Here is a 2,125-nt window from a genome sequence, read left to right on the forward strand (position 1 = left end):
GAGTATGGTATCTAAATCAATCTCTGACCCTCTCTTCTTTAATCCCTCTTTTACTTTTTCTGGATTGGAACGGATAAGTTTTAAATCTAACATGGTCTCCTCCCTCTTAAAATAAGTAATATGTAATGCGTAATAAGCGTATAGTGACAGGCGAGACGTCTGTCCTACGGCTTTATTTTATATAGATCATTGAGGGCGTATACAATACGCCCCTACTTTTTCTAATTTCTGGCTCCTGGCTTCTTTACTATATACTATTCACTGACTTAATTGGCAAATTGGATAATTGGTCAATTGGTCAATTGATTTTCATCCCTTTATAACTCCCAATGGTTTCATGCGGGCTACTTTTTTAGATATACCGGTCTGATGCATTACTTCTACTACTTCACTTACATCTTTATAGGCATCAGACATCTCTTCAACCAAGGTTCCCCGGTTTTCTGCCTTTACAATTATCCCTCGTTCTCTTAATTCTTGTTGAATATCTCTTCCCCTTGCTTGTTTTTTCGCTGCCATTCTACTCATTACTCTTCCTGCTCCATGACAGGTTGACCCAAAGGTCTCTTCCATAGCCTTCTCGGTCCCTACCAGGCAATATGAACACCTTCCCATATCTCCAGGAATTAATACCGGTTGACCTATTTTTTGGTATCTTTCCGGTATATCCTGATGAAAGGGAGGAAAGGCACGAGTAGCCCCTTTTCGGTGCACACATAATTTTATTTTTTGGCCTCCCCAACTATGTTCCTCTATCTTGGCAATATTGTGAGCCACATCATAGATTAACTTCAACTCTAACTCTTCTGGAGTACTTCGAAAAACCTTGGCAAAAACCTCTCGAGTCCAATGCATTATACATTGCCGATTGGCCCAGGCATAGTTTGCCGCACCAGCCATAGCGGCATAATAATTCTTGCCTTCTGGGGAATCTAAAGGAGCACAGGCCAACTGACGATCGGGAAGTTTTATTCCGTACTTCTGTACCGCCTTTTGCATCGTCACTAAATAATCGGTACAGACCTGATGTCCCAACCCTCGTGAACCACAATGAATCATAACGGTTATCTGACCCTCTTCTAATCCTAATTCCCGAGCAATTTCAGGGTCATAGATTTTATCCACTACTTGAATCTCTAAAAAATGATTTCCAGAACCCAGAGTGCCTAGTTGAGGTTTTCCTCTTTCCAGGGCATGCTGGCTAATTAAATCAGGATTGGCTTCTTTCATACTCCCTTCTTCTTCAGTAAATAATACATCTTCCTCCCAGCCGTATCCACTCTTTACCGCCCATTTAGTACCTTCCCTTAATACCTTTCTCATCTCATTATAACTTATCCTTATCCTTCCTTTCGAACCTAACCCTGAGGGGATAGCCCTAAATAGCTCATCAACCAACAATTCAATCTTGGGTTTCACTTCTTTTAAGGTCAAATTAGTCCTTACTAATCGGATCCCACAATTGGAGACTACAAAATTATTGGCTACAAAATTATGGTGAGGATGTTCTACGGTAAAATCATATACATAATCATTAAAATCCACTTTCTGCTTACTGATTATTTCATCCCATAACATCCCGGAATGACCTAACCCTTCGGTATTTTTATTCATAAAACTTTTAAAAGAGAGAGCATTAAAACTTATCCTGGAAGAAGACTTTCTTTCTTCATAAATGGAACGTTCAATGAAACGAAGATTAGTATAAGATGAATCAATCTGCTTATAAATAGCTTTCGCCCCTATTCCCTCTTTTGTTTTTAATTCTTTAGCCTGAATCGCAATTCCATTCCTTTTTTCAATAATTAATTGTTTAACTTTTAAATAGTGTACGGTGGCATTAGCAATGAAACTCCGCTTTTTATTATATTCAAAACCAATCTTGCCATAAAGATTAATTAAATCCTGAGTCTGATCAGAAAGAATTAATCGAAGTCGATGAGATATATTCCCTTCTTTATTTATATATTCAATTCTCTGACTTATCTTTTGAGTAGTTACACCGAACTCGGCTAATAAATCAGAAATTTCTTCTAAAAATTTTCTTCCGCTCTCCATAAAGCCCTCTTGTTTATTCATAGAAATCATTGGGCAATAAAAAGTATATTTATGGTTTAAAAGAGTT

Annotated in this window: 2 protein-coding genes; both read right to left on the reverse strand. The window is 37.8% G+C overall.

Annotation, left to right across the window (positions count from 1 at the left end; genetic code table 11):
- Positions 1-93, reverse strand: a 93-nt coding sequence (locus COZ07_RS09775) for a hypothetical protein (RefSeq protein WP_406608380.1), incomplete at its 3' end; no start/stop codon positions are given.
- A 216-nt stretch (positions 94-309) separates the two neighbouring features.
- Positions 310-2,125, reverse strand: a 1,816-nt coding sequence (locus COZ07_RS09780) for an RtcB family protein (protein WP_406608379.1), incomplete at its 5' end; no start/stop codon positions are given.

Origin of the sequence: Candidatus Infernicultor aquiphilus (assembly GCF_002784285.1) — a bacterium.
Classification (GTDB): Bacteria; Atribacterota; Phoenicimicrobiia; order Phoenicimicrobiales; family Phoenicimicrobiaceae; genus Infernicultor; species Infernicultor aquiphilus.